Source organism: Wolbachia endosymbiont of Pentalonia nigronervosa (genome assembly GCF_014534705.1).
Classification (GTDB): domain Bacteria; phylum Pseudomonadota; class Alphaproteobacteria; order Rickettsiales; family Anaplasmataceae; genus Wolbachia.
On the sequence record NZ_JACVWV010000106.1, the window covers coordinates 1 to 2,873 of the forward strand.

The 2,873-nt window shown below is 35.1% G+C and carries 1 protein-coding gene and 1 pseudogene; both read right to left on the reverse strand.

Features of this window, described 5'->3' with window-relative positions; translation table 11 throughout:
- Window positions 1-13 precede the first annotated feature (13 nt).
- Window positions 14-2,428 carry a cell envelope integrity protein TolA gene (locus IC220_RS06760; RefSeq protein WP_188153695.1) on the reverse strand — a complete coding sequence of 805 codons (2,415 nt, stop codon included), beginning with the start codon at window positions 2,426-2,428 and terminating at the stop codon, window positions 14-16.
- Window positions 2,429-2,491: 63 nt separating this feature from the next.
- Window positions 2,492-2,873: pseudogene (locus IC220_RS06765) on the reverse strand (hypothetical protein); the annotation flags it as partial.

Here is a 2,873-nt window from a genome sequence, read left to right on the forward strand (position 1 = left end):
GCCAAACGAGTGTTCAGGATAGATTGCTTCCACTACAACCTCTACCATGACTTGCTCCAGCTCTTGTAATTTGTAAGTTATCTAACAAAGTTGCAGCACTTTGATCATCTAATACCAGACCGTTATTTCCCTTTATTTCTTCTATTATTGCATCTAACGCTTGCTCTGCAGATTCGTTACCTTCCGCCATACGCTCCATCGCTGATTCTATAATTGCATCTTCATTTTCTTCAACTGTTTTACTTAGCTCCTTATCAAAATCTAGTCTGCCAAGTAACTTGAAAAACAACCTTGTTACTTTTGTCCTTTGATTAGCTCGTTCAGCATTCTGAGCCTCTTGCTCAGCTTTTTGTTTAAATTCTTCCTTTTCCTGCGCTTCCTGGGCAGCCTTTTGTTCAGCTTTTTCCCTTGCCTGTGCTTCCTGGGCAGCCCTTTGATTAGCTTGCTCAGTCCTTTGATTAGCTTGCTCAGTCCTTTGATCAGCTTGGGCAGCTTGTTGTTCAGCGCTTTGTGCTCTTGCTGTTAATGCGCTTTTTTCTCTCTTTATTTCTGTTTCTTTTATCTCTTCAAATTTATTTTTTGACCATTCACCTACATCTGTACGGTAACCAGGATCGGTCAGTATTTTTTCCCATGCTGGACTCCATTCATACCCAGAATATGATTTTGCTGTACGCGTAACATACTTTAACCACCTGGTCAAAAACATTGACTTTGGCAAGTCATTACATTCATTTAAAATTGTAAAGAACTTACTGTACAATTTCTTAAGATGTGGATTTTTAGAGTGCTTTGCCTCTTCCTCTATCTCAGACAAATAGTCTACTATTACCTTATCATCTCTCATTTTTATTGCTGAATAACCCACTTTTATACATTCATATAACTTCGCATATGCCTCTTCAAACTCTTTTTTTTCTGGAGCAAAAAAAGAATTTAACTCCGCAAGCATTATTTGTACAGATTTCTCTACCGCTACCGCTGGTCCTAATACTGTATAGCTCCCTGCTAGAGTAACTGTCTCTAGTGCCTCTAAAAATTTTGCTGAAAATTCTGCTTTTTTCGGACTGGTATCATTTATACAAGCCTTCAATAAATCCATGAATTCATTTGCACCTTCACTACCTATTTTATCAAGTAACCTTATATTTTCTCCACTCTCTGCAAAGCATCCATCTTCAGATGGGATGTCAGATACTAACTTTAACAGATCCACTTCCTCTTCTCCTTCCATCGGAAAATCAAATACTAAATTATGAACTTTCCTTGTGATTGTGAAAATAGACTTGCCTATTAAAGACTTGTATTCCCCTCCTAGTTGTTGCAATTTTTCTTGCACTGTTATTGAGTTACCTGTTTTAGAATCTTTAACATAGCTTGCTAGCAGTGATGCACCATTAGCAATCAATACACTTAGTATATGTATGCTCGGAGTCTCACTACTAGCGGCATATTCCATGCTTTCTCTTATGCGTTGATGTTGATTACTTACCTCTGCTTGTTCTTTGATCTTCTTTTTGAATATTTTAACCTTTTCTTCTGCGCTACCGCTTACACCTTTAAGCTCTTCATGTAATGGATGATCCTTTACTTTCAATGCAGTGTATAATAAATTATCGATTAACTTATCATAGACCTCTGTCATAAACTTATCACTCTGTATACCATCTACAACTTCTTTGCTAATACTATTTAATATTGATCTAAGTCTATCATCACCATCCCTCAACTCAGAAATCTTTCTCATTAGTGATGTACTACCTTCATACAGTGAATTTATTGATTGGCCATCTTTAATCCTTAATTGATATTGACTTATGATTTCTTTATACATTTCCTTGTACATTTCATCATATTGACTTGATATATCCAACTTCAATATTGATTGCAAAGCTATGTTGCTCTTAAGTGACTCTGCAGCATCTTTTAAGCATATATTGCCACCTGTATAATCACTGCCATCATAAGAATATGTGTATTTATTTACATCTATCATATCACGCACATTAAATACATGATACTTACCATCCACAGTTTCGTGTTTAAAACTTTTATATCTCTGCAGTATTTCTCTCTCTACATCTTCTAGTTCTTTATTTACTTTTGTTACATTTTCACTACTTGCAATGATATATGAAAGATCATCAGGTTCATCAATATCATACATATTAGGTAATGTCCCGTATATACGATGACTAAAATTTCTATCTAATAGCTGTTGTTGTGCACTGATTATGTTTATAGGTAACTGATATCTTAAGGTATGAATTACTCCTATAATCTTATGAGAAAGTATAGCATGGGCAAACCAATCTTCTTGCAATTGACAGTACCTAATGCCTAACAGTATTTGTAAAAACTTTGGATCACTGCTATCTATTGCTACTTTTACCTGTTCACTAAATGATTTATCAAAAAAACTTGGCATATAACCCCCTTATTAATTAAGCATATCTTAATTATCATGAGATTACAAGTCAATCACTTTTTTTTACATAACCTTTTTGGTATTTTGTTCACTGGTTGAAATTTGTATATTCTGTGGATAACCATAAAACTTTTCTATCTGCTCCTTCCACAGCAGCGGTATTTTCTTTAAACCTGCTAATTTCAGATATTTTGGCTGGGTTCCGTTTAGAATATCCTCTTTTATCCTTGGAGCAAGGTAATTTAATCGTAAAATACGCTGTATATGTCGTACATTAATTTCAGTACAAAGCTCCCTTGTTGTTGCGTATTTTCCTTCTTTTATTTGACGTTGCCACATATGTGCTCTTACTAATCCTTTCAGTAGTGTGCTATCTTTCTTATCATTTTTTTCGTCTTCCGGAGCCAGTATCATACATCTACCCACACTTTTCTTTAACTTGAGC